The 13,533-nt window shown below is 66.4% G+C and carries 7 protein-coding genes and 2 pseudogenes; 4 read left to right on the forward strand and 5 right to left on the reverse strand.

Annotation, left to right across the window (positions count from 1 at the left end; translation table 11 throughout):
• The coding region (locus M878_RS50810) for a hypothetical protein (RefSeq protein WP_209445472.1) at positions 1–582 on the forward strand (582 nt) is incomplete at its 5' end.
• A 470-nt stretch (positions 583–1,052) separates the two neighbouring features.
• Here M878_RS50810 and M878_RS50815 read toward each other — a convergent pair.
• The 4 genes and pseudogenes from M878_RS50815 to M878_RS50835 all read right to left on the reverse strand — a co-directional run bounded on the left by M878_RS50815 (position 1,053) and on the right by M878_RS50835 (position 7,791).
• Positions 1,053–2,105 (reverse strand): alpha/beta hydrolase, encoded by a 1,053-nt coding sequence (locus M878_RS50815; protein WP_209445473.1) that lies wholly within the window; start codon positions 2,103–2,105, stop codon positions 1,053–1,055.
• Positions 2,106–2,237: 132 nt separating this feature from the next.
• Entirely contained in the window at positions 2,238–2,816 is a 579-nt protein-coding gene (locus M878_RS50820; protein WP_023544067.1) for a hypothetical protein, read from the reverse strand.
• A gap of 178 nt (positions 2,817–2,994) precedes the next feature.
• Positions 2,995–4,810, reverse strand: a pseudogene (locus M878_RS92815) (helicase associated domain-containing protein); the annotation flags it as partial.
• Positions 4,705–7,791, reverse strand: a complete 3,087-nt coding sequence (locus M878_RS50835; RefSeq protein ID WP_023544070.1) for an NACHT domain-containing protein — start codon at positions 7,789–7,791, stop codon at positions 4,705–4,707. The gene M878_RS50835 and the pseudogene M878_RS92815, both read right to left, overlap by 106 nt.
• Positions 7,792–7,914: 123 nt before the next feature.
• Here M878_RS50835 and M878_RS97175 point away from each other — a divergent pair, with 123 nt between their 5' ends.
• From M878_RS97175 to M878_RS50845, 3 genes and pseudogenes are all read left to right on the forward strand, one after another.
• Complete coding sequence (locus M878_RS97175) at positions 7,915–8,124, forward strand: hypothetical protein (protein WP_023544071.1); 210 nt, start codon at positions 7,915–7,917, stop codon at positions 8,122–8,124.
• A 232-nt stretch (positions 8,125–8,356) separates the two neighbouring features.
• Entirely contained in the window at positions 8,357–9,148 is a 792-nt protein-coding gene (locus M878_RS000000101285) for a VOC family protein (protein WP_342452701.1), read from the forward strand.
• Positions 9,149–9,296: 148 nt separating this feature from the next.
• Positions 9,297–10,755: pseudogene (locus M878_RS50845) on the forward strand (NF041680 family putative transposase).
• A gap of 303 nt (positions 10,756–11,058) precedes the next feature.
• On the opposite strand, the gene M878_RS50850 reads toward M878_RS50845, so the two are convergent.
• Complete coding sequence (locus tag M878_RS50850) at positions 11,059–12,201, reverse strand: DUF6923 family protein (protein ID WP_158692597.1); 1,143 nt, start codon at positions 12,199–12,201, stop codon at positions 11,059–11,061.
• Between the last annotated feature and the right edge of the window lie 1,332 nt (positions 12,202–13,533).

Consider the following 13,533-nt stretch of genomic DNA (forward strand, 5'->3'; position numbering starts at 1 on the left):
CGGAATGGTTCCTTCCCTTCTCTCGCCCAGTTAGCGTGCTCCTGTCACGGCACCAACAAGGGAGGATGCATGTCTCGTTTACATCGGATCCGTTCAATCTCCACGGTGCTCGCGCTTGCCGCGGGAGGACTGTTCTTCGTTCCTTCAGTCGCGCATGCCGCTGACGACGGTTGCGGCACTGACACGAGCTATTGGCACATCGACAACACGACGCTGAATGCCACTGTTGGGCACCTGAAAGTGGCCTACACGCACTGCATCGACGACAACGGTCAGCTCAATGGGCAGACGACCGCGCACATTGACGGCGACGTCTCCGGTCTTAAGACCGCGTCGATCGACACGCTTACCATCGACCAACCGCACCTAGAGTCGAGCAGCCCCGACAACACGCAGAAGGTCTTCAAAGGAACCATCCATCTGGAGACCTGCGCCGTAGCTATGCCATGGTGGTGTTATACCTATCGGTTTGATACCACCACGGCGTACAACACCACAGACGGTCAACCTGCCTACACGGTATGGAGCATAGGTGATCCGCCGGACGGGGATTACGCGATCAACCCGACCGGACAAGAGTAGGGATCACGACTGCTGGTCTGCGGAGCGCGGATTCTGGAGGGCTGCTCCAACTGGAGGGCTGCTCCAATTAGACTTACACGGTCTTCCGCCTTCGTGGCCACTCGCCGGCGGGCGAACTCACGGAAGACAGCTTCAGATCCACGTGCGTACGGTGCTTTGGCTGAGAAGGTTCGCTGAGGTTGGTCATGCGGCGGCCGTGAGTGGGCGTCTGCCCAGCGGATGCCCTTCGCGCTGTGGATGCGGGCGTGTTCCTCGCCGCTGGGCGGCGAGGATGTCGGGGTGGCCGGTGTTGGCGTTTCGTGTCCTCGTGGAATTCCCTGCCGCCCGACAGGACGTAGGTGGACTCGTACGCGTTGGAGACCCGTTCGCTGATGGTGTCGCGCGCGATGGCTGGCTGTGGAGCCAGCAGCAACAGGGAGGCCCGGGGAGTGGTGCTGCCGTGCTCCTGTCTGCGGCTGGATGATGACGCCCTAGACACAGGCCTTCGCGGGCGGCGTGATCGGTTCGGGCCCCGCTCCGACGAACGCGTCGGCCCAGTCCCGTACCGCCCGCTGGTACGGGACGGTGTTGGTGGCCAGATTCAGGTCGTGGCCCGCCCCGGGCTGGACGTACGTGTGCAGGCAGGCGGCAGATCCGAAGTACGGGTCCTCCTGGGCCTTGAGCGCCGCCGAGCTGGCGCAGTTGCCGCTCGAGTCGCAGAAGAATCCGTCCTGGTCGCCGACGGTGAGCAGGACCGGGCGCCGGATCTGGCGGGAGTACGGCAGGAGGTCGGCCACGCCGAGACCGTCCGCCGCCTCGGCGGCGCTGAACACGTCCTTGGTGGCCTCATCGGTGGCGACCACCGCCGGGTCGGTGGTCGCGGGGGCGTAGAAGTCGGTGCCTCGGGTGCCAGGCCTCGTGGTCAGGTAACCGGGGTCGTAGGACTTCCCGGCGAATGCCGGGTCCAGAGCTGCGGGGTAGAAGGACGAGGTGAAGATGTCAACGACCGCCGGGGCGACGATCCGGTGGGTGATGCCGGTGATTAGCACCGCGTCCGCATCGTTATAGGTGCCCGCTTCGATGACGCTGATCAGCGAGCCGAGCGAATGGCCGCCGAGGATGGCCTTGCGGAAGACCGTGCCGCCGATCCGGCCGCCGCGCAGGGCCTGGATCACCTGGTGCACGGCCCCGGCCTGGACGGACGCGGTGACCATGGCGCTGGGCGGGCGTGAGCTCGCGCCGGTTCCGAGCCGGTCCACGACGAAGGTGGCATAGCCGGCACCATTCATGGCCTGGCGGAAGTTGTACGTCTCGGGTTGGTACGGGAAGTCCCAGTAGGTGTGGTTGTACGTTGCGCCGGGCACCAGCACCATCACCGTGTCGGCCGTACCACCCGCGGGCACGCACAAGGTGCCGTGCATCGTTGCCGACACGACACCGGTGACGGGAACGTCGGCACCCTGGCACGAGGCCGGCGCTGCCTGCGCTGCCCCGCTGGGCACACATACCGCCAGCAGCGCGGCCAGCCCGAGAACAAACCGCACTCGCACATCGTTCCGAAACCTGGCCACATGTGCCTCCAAATTCCGTAGTACGGCAGCCAAGGGCTGCCGACCTGAGCCGAAGAAAGAAACATGCAGGCCACAGGTCTCCTGCCATCCCGAGGGCTCCAGCAGTCACCGGGAGGAGCGCTCCCGCGCGTGCGGGCCCGCCGGGCGATAAGCACACTGCGCCCGTAGTGCGCGATTGACCAGAGCAGGCGAGGGGTTGTGCAGGGGGGCGCGCCCGGCGCGCATGGCGAGCGCGTGGCGCGTTTGGGTTCGCGCGAACCGAAGCACGTCGGGTTCGCGCACACCGTCGCCCCACAGAGCGGTCTGCCCCACGGCCTTGGGCGCCAGCGTGAGTTGCCCGGGCCCCGGCACTCGGACGGCGCGGGGCTCGGTGCCGTTGGCTCCGGTGAGATCTTCGGACACCTCGAGGTCCAGGGCGAGTACGGCGGCGTCGATCCGGGCCCACTGCTCAGCGGTGAGATCGGGTAACAAGGGCTCCAGGTGGTGGAGGGCGAAGGCGACGATGCTGTTCGCCGTGCAGTCCCTGCCGCCGGACAGGACGTAGGTGGACTCGTACGCGTTGGAGACCCGTTCGCTGATGGTGTCTCGCGCGATGGCCCGCACCCCCGGTGCGTCCTGGGCGAACAGCAGCTGCTCGATCGCGTCGCTGGCCACGGTGCCGGTCGCGGTGGTGACGTCTTCCATGCCCGGCCAACTTGCTGCTCCGTCTGAACGACACGCTCCGGGCGGCCGCGCCATCCGTAGCGGCTGGCGGCCCACGCGGCCCGTACGACTGCGCCGTCCCGCGCCGACAGCATGGGACCCTGGGCCTTGAAGGCGCGGGATCTCATGGGGCGAGGGAAGGGAGCGGTCAGTAGTCGTCTCAGTAGGAGTCTTCCCGTTCGGAAGGCGGCCCGTACTGCTCGATGAGGTCGCAGGTGCAGGTGCCGCCCTCGTACTGCGTCTTGTCGCACTCGTCATGGTGCTGCTGCGGCCGGCGCTTCGCCGGAACGGGCCGCGCGGTGCCTGCGGCTGGCCGGGTCGGGGCGGACCGGGCGGTGGCCCGGAGTTCGATGTCGACGACAGCGGAGGCGATTTCGTCCTTGCGCCACTTCTCGGGGGAGTCGTGGTTCACCAGACCGCACGAGTAGGCCATGCGCAGCAGTTCGGCCTTGGTGTGCTTGCGCATCAGTTCGGTGAGGCGCTGCATGCGAGCCCGGCCACGAGCCGCTTCGGCTTCGCGCTCTTTGTCCGTCAACGTGTCGGCGTGGGGGACATGCTGCCCCTGCGCCGGCACTTCCGGTGGCATGGGCTGCACCGGGTCGTTGTCCGTCGGAGCCGGGGCGGCCTGGGCAGCATGCTTCGGTGTTGCGCCCGCCCACTCCACACCCAGTTCTCGTAGCGCGGCCAGCTGCTCCGCGCTGAGTTTGTCGCGTCGGGTTTTGGTGTTAGAGATCCATACGCCCAGCTTCACCGCCACTGGTTCCGCCTCGCCGTCGACCGCGATTTCCTCGCTGTGACCGCGCGGCACCGCCCGGTCCGCCCCTTCCCGCTCCACCCACTGCGCGAGGGCCGCCAGGCCCCGCTGGAACGCCTGCTGCGCCTTGTTCGGACCCTTCGCCGCGCGCCCGGCCTCCGGGGCGGGAGACGGCGCCTCAGCGGGCTTGATGCCCAGCAGGGTCAGCCGCTCCTGCTGCTCGGGCAGGAGCCGCGCCCAGGTGCCCGGCTGCTTCTGCTGCTGGAGCCACTTGCCGATGTCGTCGCCGTCCATCAGCACGCCGGGTGCGATGTCGGGCAGCTAGCCCTCGGCGTCGACTAGGTCCGCCAGGACGCGGTAGTGGCGCTGCCAGTCCAGCGGCCACGGGCAGTCCCAGTCCGGGTCGATCTCCGTCAGCTGCGCCGCGCGCACGGCGGCCCGCTCCGGGTCTTTGCCCAGGCCGTTCTTCGGGCCCTTGCGCCGGAGGTTGGCCATGTGCTGCCCGATGGGCACCATCGCTTCGCCCTCGCCCCGCACTGCGTCCTGACGCGGCGCGAGGTGCCCGGGTGGCCCGCCGGTAGGACCGGAGCGCGGCCAGCTTGGCCTCCCCCGCCTCCTCACCGGGCTCCCAGGCCATCCCGGCCTGCGGCGCGTCCAGGAGGACCTTGCGCCGCTCTTCCAGTTCCCCGGCCCGCAGCGCTTTGCGCTGCTGGTGCACCCACCGCCCAAGCGGAAACGCCTTCGTCGCCCCGACCTCGACCTCGACGTCGTAGGGCACGGCGTAGACGCCGGTGATCTCGTTCTCCTTCCGCCACCGCGGCAGGGCCTGGTAGCCCTCCAGCCACACCAGCGACTCCGGCCGGTAGACCCGGGTGCGCAGAAACGCCGCGATCGTCGCCCCGTCGCGCGGGCTGGAGAAGTGCAGCAGGGCCGACTCGGCAGCGGCGTCGGTGTCGTCCTGTTCCTGGTCCTCGCCGTCGCCCTCGCCGCCGGCCCCGACGATCCGCCCGTCCTCGTCGCGCTGGAGGTGGACCTTGCGCTTGCCGCTGGTGAGCGCGCGGGAGGCGAGCTGCTCGACCAGGCGCTCATCATGCGAGCGGAGGCCCTGGAGGACCGCTACAAGAGGGCGGAAGCTGGCGAAGGCGACAATGTCCGTCGGGTCCTCGCCGGGCTCCAGGAACACCGGCACGATGATCCTGGCCACCTTCGTGCTGCCGTCCTTAGGGGCACCGGGCAGGGAACTCCCAACGCCTGACCAGTTTGGTGATTACGACCCGAGAGGCGAATCAGGTGTCTGTTGTTCGTGGCCGCGGGTACAGCTTGACTGTGTCCGGGGGGGAATAGCTCGAGGCCGGTGACGTTGCTTGCGTAGCTGATGGAGATCTGGAGTCTCTTGATCCGGCTCAGGGGGGCGATGTCGATGGTGCCGGACTGTGCTGCTCGGCAGTTGATGAAGAAGCGTTCGAGGCTGGGGAAGAGGTCCGGCACCAGGTCTAGTTGTGGGTCGGACTCCGGAAGAAGCCGAAGGTAGGTAACGCTAGGCATGGGAACGGCGTGATTAAGGTCGTACTCCGATATGCACAGTTCTTCCAGATGGGTGAGTGTCGCGATTTCTTGCCACTCTCCGTTGTCAGGGGCGGTGTTGATCACCAGGTCTCGCAGTTGCTGCCACCTGGAGATGCCGGCCAGACGTGTGCCGATCCAACCACCCAGGTGCAGCGAGGTGAGGCTCTCCGGTGCTGGCAGACCCACCAGGCTCTTCCAGGGTAGGCGGGTGTAGAGAGAAAGATCGGTGAGGCCGGGCAGAGAATTCAGTGCGTTGAAGGAGAAGTCGGCCGGCAAGTGCATGAGGCTCAAGTCTGACAGTGGGAGCCCTGCAAGGTCTTCAATGTGCGTGAGCTCGGTGCAGTCTGAGAGGGCAAGTTCTGTCAGAGCGGAGAGTTTGCGGATGAATTTTAATCCGGTGAGCCGTTGGCCCTCATAGATCCGCAGTGCGTGGGTGTGCTCGGCTGAGAGGTGTTCGATTATTTCGTCCGGCGTGAAGGATTCCCGAAAGGTGATGCTGGCGATGGGTTTCAGGAGTCGAAGTGCTTTTTGTTGATCATGAGTGTGTACCGTCAGAGTGAGACGGTTCCGGTCATGGAAGGAGAGCAGGATGTCGCGGGCGTATTCGTCAGCGCTGAAGTGTTCCCAGCCCTCGACTAGGTCGTAGGGTGCTGAGTCGGGAGGCAGCGACTGCGCGAAGCGACGGAGGAAGGCGTATGCATGGTCGCCGCCGATGGCAGCAGCAGTCTTGACCACGGGGCCCACTTCATCAGCTTCCAGGCCTTCCGGCCCCGGTAGCAGATCCAGGATGCCCGGCCCGAGTGCGGCAAGTTCCTCCGCCTCTTCCCGGGAGCGGGAAGGCATCAGGGCACGCGCACGCTGTTCGACCAGTCTGCGGGCGTCGGGCTCGATTTCGGTGGCGTACTGCAGGCTGGCGGCCGCCAGGAGATGGAGTCTGCTCCTGTGTCCGTCCTCAGCGTCACCGCGTTCTACGAGGCGGCGGAGCAGATCAGCGCTCTCAGCTGGGCGGGCGTGGGCGACGGCCATACGCAGGACGTCTTCCCACTGGTCGTCGTGTGCGTTGTTGACCAGCAAAGGGAAGTCGTGGGCTTCGATGGCGGCTTTGGCACCGAGGTAGTCCTGGAAAGTCCGATGGACGAAGTCGATGGTGTCCATGGTGGGCTGGCGCAGGAGCCCGCTGCGGCCGACCAGATGCTTCAGGACCTGGTCGGCAGTGCCCTGCTCGGCCACGGCCTGCATGGCCGGCAACGCGTCGCCGACCAGGGCCATCGCGGTGGCCCGTTCCATCTCTGTCTGGCGGTTGCGGATGAGCCAGTAGGCCAGACGCTGCAGTAGCTGGACGCTCTGATGTTCGGTGAGCTGAATGCCTTCAGGGCCGTCGATGCTGCGCTCAAGATCACGGCGTACGAGCAGCATCGACAGCGCTGCCTCGTAGAGCTCCATACGGCCGCGAGGCAGATGGCCGCGGCGGTCCCGGTGCAGCGCGCAAATGAGCGCACACATCAGGGGCGTGCTGGACAACTGCGCCAGGTCACGCTGAGCACGAACTGTCACCTGGAGCGCTGCTTCGAGATCATTCAGCTGTGACCGTTCGGCGTCGGTCGCTGCACTGTGCCGGGCGGCGGTATGCCACCGGCCGAGGAAGACTCCGATGTCAGCGGCGCTCATGGACCGTACTGACAGTTCGGTGAAGCGCAATGAGGCCAGCCAGCCTTCGGGAACAGCTGACGGACGCGTGGTGACCACGAAATGTGCGTCCTTATAAGCGGCCAAGAGTCGCTCGAGCCAGTCCCTCGTGGCACCCCGATGCTCTTGAGGAACCTCGTCGATGCCATCGACCAGGACGAGTGCCTCGCCTCTGGCGAGTACGGCATCGGCCCAGCCCTCAGGCTGCGAGGCGGCCAGGGGAGCGCCGACCGCAGAGAGGAAATCATGTGGCTCTGGAAGGGGTCCACGCCTCACAAGCGTCCGCAGGGGCAAGACGAATGGAATCTGCCCCCGCCAGTCCGCCAGTATCTCCGGCAGCTCATTGCGCGCCGTGGCGACAGCCAGCCACTGCAGCAGTGTTGTCTTTCCGCTGCCGGCGAGCCCTCGCAGAAGTACCCGTCGGCAGTCGGCCAACGCGTGCTCGGCACGCTTCACCACGACGGATGGCCGGTTCGATTCGTCACTGCCTGCAGGCCAGTCTTCCGGCCGCTCTGCCAGCTCCAAGCTCAAGTACGCCGCGTCCAGCGGCCAGCGCGCACGTTCCGGCCGGCTCAGGTCCAGCCCTACGACGGTCAGCTGGGAATGCCGTTCCGTCAGGTAGCTGAGGTACCGCTCCTCGAACGAGGGCTGCACTCTGGGCTGCGCCGGCCTGCGGGTGACTCTCCTTGGAGAGCCCTGGTACACCTGCGGTACGCGGGCAGCGGCTTCGCGAAGGGCCAGCAATGGCTCCACATCCGTGCCCAGCGCCTTCGCCAGGGCCACCAGCGTGGTCTCGGAGGGCACCACTTGGCCGTTCAGCGCCTGGCTGATCGTTGTCCGCCCCAGCCCGGTTCGCTGCTGCAACCCACCCATCTGCAGACTCCGCTGTGCCCTGAGGGTGCGTAGCCGTAGTGCGAGTTCCGCCAGCGGATCCTCGTACACGTCCCCCATGTCCTGCTTCTCCGTCTCCCAGGCGACCGTCTTCGTTCATCTTTGTTCGCCTTGAACCCCGGTGAACACCAGAACCGCGAAATTCGCCGAAGTCCCCGCTGTCGGTTGTTCTGGGAAGAAGGCATGAACACCTCATCCATCCACCTGATCCTGCTGGCCCTGCTTCTGGCCGTCGTCGGTCTCTTCTGCACGCTCGTAGGAGCAGCGGCCGGTCTGCTCGCTCGTATCGACGGAGCCACTTATGCCACCGCCCTGCTGCGCGGTGCCGTGGCCTTCGCGGGCAGTGCCACCCTGTCCCTGGCGCTGCTGACCTTCGTCATCGCGGCGCTGTGAACCGAGGATGGCTTTGTCCTAGGCCTGCAGGCGAGAGCATGGCGCCCGCCCGTGGCGGGCGCTGTTACTCCTCGGCGCTTGAGCGCGGCCAGTGCCAGGCGTCGACTACAGGAGAGGGATTATCCATAGCGCACAGGCATGTGTGACGTGTTTGGCAGGGATGTCACCTGGTTGTATGGCCGTCTGACGGTCCGTGTCTCGGTGGCCAACGGCGCTTGGTTGTGTTTGGTGGGTGGAGCAGAGCTACGTAGCTGAACGTTCGATCTCTCCGTCGACTGGTGTGGAGCGGTGGGTGGTGGCCGATGCACGCACCTATGACCTGCATGTAGAGGCGTGTGCGTTTCTGGCGGGGTTGCGTAGCAAGGGCCGCTCGCCGAACACGGAACGGGTCTACGCGGGCCGTCTCGCCCTCTATCTGAACTACTGCACCCAGCGCCGTATCGAGTGGTCGCGTCCGAGTTTCATGGCTCTGTCCGGGCTGCAGCAGTGGCTGATCACCACGCCGCTGCCGGCCCGCAGCCGCCGCTCCCCGACCACGGCTGCGCCCCGCTACCGTTCGCAGGGTATGGCGAACGCGGTGAGCTTGTCCTTTAACCTTGGGCCGGGTCTCTGCCGTTTGGCCCGCTCGCGGGCCAGTGGCAGAGTGAGCCGGATGATCGGACGCCTGTACACCGTTGTCATCGACTGTCCCGACCCGGATGAGCTCGCCGGTTTCTACGAGAAGCTGCTGTCGCTCTCGCGGAAGGCGGACACCGGCGACTTTGTCGTGCTCCAGAACGAGGCGGGTGCCCCGGTGGTCGCCTTCCAGCGGGTAGACGACTTTCGCGCGCCGCAGTGGACGGATTCCGCACGTCCTCAGCAAATGCACATGGACGTGATGGTCGCGGACCTCGATACGGCTGAGGCTCAGGTGCTCGCCCTCGGTGCGACGCTGCTAGATGGTTCGGACAAGCCGATCGGTTACCGCGTCTACGAGGACCCCGTCGGCCATCCCTTCTGCCTGATCACTCCCGAGGGGGCCTGACCTTGCCCTTTAGGGTCCGGCGTCGAAAATGACTCGAACTGGGTCGCTCACCTGAGTGTTCGCCGGACGCTGAGGCGGCCTTCGCCTGATTTCGCCTGATCATGTGCTCCGACCAAGGACACACTTGACCACGACGAAGGCCGTGAAGGTGAGTTTGCTGCCTGATCATGCTCCGGGGGAAGCGTTCGCGAAAGCGTCACGCTTCCGGGAGGACTTATTCGACTGCCTGACTGCGCGCGGGGACGAACTGTTCGACCTCACCGACGCGTTGCTGTGTGCGGACGGACCGGTGACGGCACCGGTCGACCTGACGCTGGTGGCCGAGCACCGGCGTGGGCACGGCGCGATGTACGACGCGCTGAACAGCGGAAACGTGGACGTGCCCCGGCTGCGGCAGGTGTTGGCCGGCCTGCCCATGCCGCAGGCCGCCGACGGGCGCCTGGTCCTCGCGGTTGACATCAGCAACTGGCTCCGCCCCGACGCGCCGACCAGCGCGGATCGTCTGTTCTGCCACGTCTAAGGCCGCAGCGGACGGTCCTCGGACCAGTTCATTCCCGGCTGGCCGTACTCGTTCGTCGCCGCCCTCGAATCGGGCCGGACGTCCTGGTGCCAGTTCCTGGACGCCGTGCGTCTCGGGCCGGACGACGACGTCGCCGAGGTCACCGCCGCCCAGCTCCGCCGGGTAGTCACCGACCTGATCGAGATGGGCCGCTGGCACGTCGGCGACCGAGACATCCTCATCGTCTTCGACGCCGGCTACGACGCCCCACGCATGGCCCACCTCCTCGACGGCCTCCCGGTCGAGGTGCTGGGACGGATGCGCTCCGACCGCGTCATGCGACGGCCGACACCCTCCCTCAAGGAGTACGCCCTGGCCTATCCCCAGGGCGGGCGACCGCCGAAGCACGGCAAGGAGTTCCGCTTCGCCAAGCCGGAGACCTGGGGCGAGCCGGACGCGGCAACCGTGCAGGTCATCGACCGGTACGGCACCGCCCGCGCGATGGCCTGGGACCGCATCCGCCCCCGCCTGTCCACCCGCTCCGCCTGGATCGACCACACCGGCGAACTCCCCATCATCGAGGGCACGCTGATCCGCCTCCAGGTCGACCGCCTGCCTGGTGGCGGAGACCCGCTCCCGCTCTGGCTGTGGTCGTCGGCCACCAGTCTGAGCTGCGAGGACGTCGACGTCCGCTGGCAGGCGTTCCTGCGCAGGTTCGACATCGAGCACACCTTCCGGCTGATGAAGCAGACCCTCGGCTGGACCCGCCCGAAACTCCGCACCCCCGAGGCCGGAGACCGCTGGACGTGGCTGATCATCGCCCGCCGCCCACACCCAGCTCCGGCTCACCCGCGAAGCCGCAGCGGATCTCCGCCGCCCCTGGGAGAAGCCGACCGGGCCCGCACGGCTCACCCCGGCCCGAGTCCGTCGAGGGTTTCGGAACCTCCGCCCGCACCTGCTCTGTCTGGCCCGTGCACCGAAACCCTCAACACCTGGGCGAGGAAGGCCAATTGGTTCGAAGAACCGCCGTCCCACGACCCACTATGACGTCGGGAAAACGACCAGGCGCCCCGAGAGCATCATCGAGCGCGACAGCCTCAGAGGTTAAAAGACAAGGTGAGAAGCTGTTTTTGAGCCTTGCATGACACATATGCCCGGTACTCGCGAAGCTGCCGTCAGGTGCCAACTGGCATCTGACGGCAGCTTCGCGAGTACCGGACCAAGACCCCGAGGGGCAGCCGCTGATGTAGACGTGGTGAGCATTTGCGCCATGGGGCTGGAGACCCTGAGTTCACCAACTGCCGGTGCGCTCAGGGTCGTACCGCACATTCTGTGCCCGGCTCGGTTCGGTGATCGGCTGCCCGCGCCCCGGGTAGAGGCGGGCGGAGGTACCCGCGGGCCGGGTGATTCTTCAGCCGAGTCGGCGTGCCTGGAGGCCGGGCAGTTTCTTCAGGTCGGGATTGTTCTTCTCCGGGATCTTCACCTGGAGGTCGACGTCGAGTGTCTGTCCCTTGGGCAGGAGGCGGTCCTTTTGAGAGTCCAGGACGTGCCAGCCGGGTACTTCCTCGACCTTCGTGTCGGCCGCCGTGCAGACCACCTTGGCGTCCTTGATCTGGCGGAAGAGAATCCGCCAGCGGTGCACATCCCATTCGGCAGGTCCGAGGGTGACGCGGAAGCTGAACACCACGCGGTTGGCCTTGAGTTGCTCGTCCCACTCGGTCCACGGGGGCTGGCGCAGCTTGTCCTTGGCGGGAATGACTTCGTACTCCGGGGGCTTCTTCTGCTCCTGGACGTCTCCGGCCGCGTCGCGGATGTCGAGGGTCTTGACGGGCACCTTGCCCTTGCCGACCCTTTCCGCAGTGCGGACGTCGTCCTTGCCGATGGGCTTGCTCGCCGTGGAGGCACGAAGGTCGGTCTTGAAGACGTTGCCGGCGTTGTCGATTGCGTACAGCCAGCCGACGTTGTCGAAGAACAGGGCGGAGTAGGTGGCGTCCCCGGTCGCGCCGGCCTCAGCCTTGGGGAAGACGTTCTCCTTCAGGACCGTCTTCTGCGGGTTCGCTGCCGGGTTGGCATACAGCAGGGCGCCGTCCTTGCCGTCGACGGCGTACAGCCGTCCGTCCTTCGGGTGGTAAGACCAGTCGTACCAGGAGCCGCCGCCAGGCGGGTTCTGCGCGATCGCCTTGATCGGCTCCGAGGCCACCTGGAGTTCCGCGCCCTTGTCCCCGACGGACGAGCCGGTGATGATGTAGCCGTCACCGTCGGTGGTCATCGCACCCAGCACCCAGGTACCGCTCTGCGAAGGCAGGCCGGTGACACTTTTGGGAGTGATCGTCTTGTTCTTGGGGTCGATGATCAATGCCAGGCTGTTGTCCTTCTGGCTCATCGCGTAGAGCAGACCGGTCTTCCATCGGAAGGCGAGTGCGTCGTAGCCGTCCGCGTAGGCGGGGACACCGACATCGGTGACCACACCGGAAAACACATCGAACGTGTAGAGCTTGGTGTTCTTCTTGCCGACCGCGAGATACGTGAACGGGTTGTACCGGTTCATGGTCATGGCTGTCTCCATGTCTCGGGCGCAACCGGGCTCCTGTCCGGCAGCGGTCTCGGGGTAGTGACGTGCCCCTTCCAGCGTGAGCAGGAACCGGAACTCAAGCCATCAGCACCACACGCCGAGCGCCACGCAGCGTCCACACCTAGGGCGTCCCAGGAACTACGTGCGGCTTCAACCACCTGAGGGTGTTCCTGCATGCCCCGTAGCAAAGGGCACTGTGTGCCACCAGAGTCTCAGCCGAGGTGGGCCCTCGCATTTCGGGTTCATCCATCTGGGGCAGCGACCCGATACGGGCATTCAGCGAAGTCTGTTGGCGCAGCGCCAGCTGCCCTCCGGCGACAGATCGGTCCCGGGGGGAATGGAACGGCTGTCCAGGCCCGCCAACTCCACGCTCTGAACGGTCTTCTCAACTCAGCCGTATTTGGCGTAGCCAGTGTGACCTGTGGTGCGGCTTGCTGAGCCGGCCCGGTACTCGCGCCCCGAGTCGTACTGAAACCTCGGGCTCTTGAATGTCGCTTCGGTGAGCAGGACCAGCGCACAAGCTCGTACGGTGACCGTATGGGCAGGGACGGGATGCCCCGGCTGCGGCTGGTCGCCGGCACAGACGATGACACCGGGCCGCGGTTGTGCCGGGGGTGCGGAGGTCCGCTGATGCCGTCGGCGAAGGCGACGGCCCTCTTCTGTTCGACCGCGTGCCGGTCGCGGCACTGGCGGCGGATGCGGCGGGCGCGGGCGAGGACCGAGGCGGTTGTCGCTGAGGTGGTGGGTAGTTGGTGTGTGGGGTGGTGTGTGAGCTGGGGTGCTGTTGGTTGGTTGATAACTGGGTTTGGTGGCTAGGGCTGTGGTGACCTGGGGTTGTGTGGGTTTTAGTGGGAATGGCCGGGGCGTTGTGGGTAGCTTCTGCGTGTAAAGGCTCGGCTGGCGTTTTGCCTGCTCAGGAGTGTTTTACCTGGTCAGTGTGTTGCTCTGTAGCTGGTCTCCTGGGCGGCGGTTGGTGAGTGTGCTGCCTGATCCGGGGCCTGACGGGTGGGCACGAGCCGCCGTGAGCATCTTGAGCAGTTGCTGGCCGTATCGAACAATCTGCAGGCTCTCGCGCGCCTCCTCGCATGGTGGAGTACGGCCCCGCTCCGGTCAGGTCGCCGCGTGCCGCAGCGGTCGCGCCCTGTGCGACGACATCGTGGCATACCAACAGACCGCGATGTGCGAGCAGATCCTGGTTCCGCTGGCGGATGCCGACTGCGAACTCTGTCGAGTAGCTGGGCCGGCTTGAGGACGCCGGGTCTGCTGCAGGTTTGGGTGACAGGTTCGGTCACACGGCCTGGAGGGCCGGTGTGG

The sequence above is a fragment of the Streptomyces roseochromogenus subsp. oscitans DS 12.976 genome (assembly GCF_000497445.1).
GTDB classification, from domain to species: Bacteria; Actinomycetota; Actinomycetes; order Streptomycetales; family Streptomycetaceae; genus Streptomyces; species Streptomyces oscitans.

What these genes read in the sequence shown, in the direction of transcription:
- M878_RS50820 (WP_023544067.1), bottom strand. Translation starts at nt 2,816, where the DNA reads ATGGAAGACGTCACCACCGCGACCGGCACCGTGGCCAGCGACGCGATC.
- M878_RS50835 (WP_023544070.1), bottom strand. Translation starts at nt 7,791, where the DNA reads ATGGGGGACGTGTACGAGGATCCGCTGGCGGAACTCGCACTACGGCTA.
- M878_RS97175 (WP_023544071.1), top strand. Translation starts at nt 7,915, where the DNA reads ATGAACACCTCATCCATCCACCTGATCCTGCTGGCCCTGCTTCTGGCC.
- M878_RS50850 (WP_158692597.1), bottom strand. Translation starts at nt 12,201, where the DNA reads ATGACCATGAACCGGTACAACCCGTTCACGTATCTCGCGGTCGGCAAG.